Source organism: Staphylococcus rostri (assembly GCF_002902145.1).
GTDB lineage: Bacteria > Bacillota > Bacilli > Staphylococcales > Staphylococcaceae > Staphylococcus > Staphylococcus rostri.
In genome coordinates, this window is sequence record NZ_PPRF01000001.1 from 1 (window position 1) to 1051 (window position 1051).

1 pseudogene is annotated in these 1051 nt (G+C 47.6%); it reads left to right on the plus strand.

Annotated features, from left to right (window positions below):
- A pseudogene (locus tag CD122_RS11830) lies at nt 1-1051 on the plus strand (hypothetical protein); the annotation flags it as partial.

Consider the following 1051-nt stretch of genomic DNA (forward strand, 5'->3'; position numbering starts at 1 on the left):
AATCACTCACTGATGTTGACTCGCTTGCACTTCTTGACGCACGTTCACTTTCTGATACTGAACTACTTGTCGATACTGACGTGCTTGCACTTTCTGACGCTGATCTGCTCATGCTTTCCGATTCACTCGCTGATGTTGATTCGCTTGCGCTTCTTGATGCACTCTCACTTTCTGATTCAGAAGTACTTGTTGATGTCGACGTACTTGCGCTTTCTGATACCGATCTGCTCGCGCTTTCTGAATCACTTACTGATGTTGACTCACTTGCACTTCTTGACGCGCTTTCACTCGCTGAAACCGAGCTACTTGTCGATGTCGACGTACTTGCACTTTCCGATGCCGATCTGCTTGCACTTTCTGAATCACTTACTGACGTTGATTCACTTGCACTTCTTGACGCACGTTCACTTTCTGATACTGAACTACTTGTCGATACTGACGTGCTTGCACTGTCCGATTCACTCGCTGATGCCGACTCACTTGCGCTTCTTGACACACGCTCACTCTCTGATACTGAGTTACTTGTCGATGTTGACGTGCTTGCACTTTCTGACACTGAAGTGCTTGTCGATGCTGACGTACTTGCGCTCTCTGACGCTGATCTGCTTGCACTGTCCGATGCACTCACTGACGTTGATTCGCTTGCGCTTCTTGATACACGCTCACTCTCTGATACTGAACTACTTGTCGATGTAGACGCACTTGCACTCTCTGATGCTGATCTTCTCGCGCTTTCTGAATCACTTACTGACGTTGATTCACTTGCACTTCTTGACGCACGTTCACTTTCTGATACTGAACTACTTGTCGATGTAGACGCACTTGTACTTTCTGACGCTGATCTACTCGCGCTATTTGAATCACTCACTGATGTTGACTCGCTTGCGCTTCTTGATGCACTCTCACTTTCTGATTCAGAAGTACTTGTTGATGTCGACGTACTTGCGCTTTCTGATGCCGATCTGCTCGTGCTATCCGATGCGCTCACTGATGCCGATTCGCTCGCACTTCTTGATGCTCGCTCACTCTCTGAAACCGAACTACTTGTTGA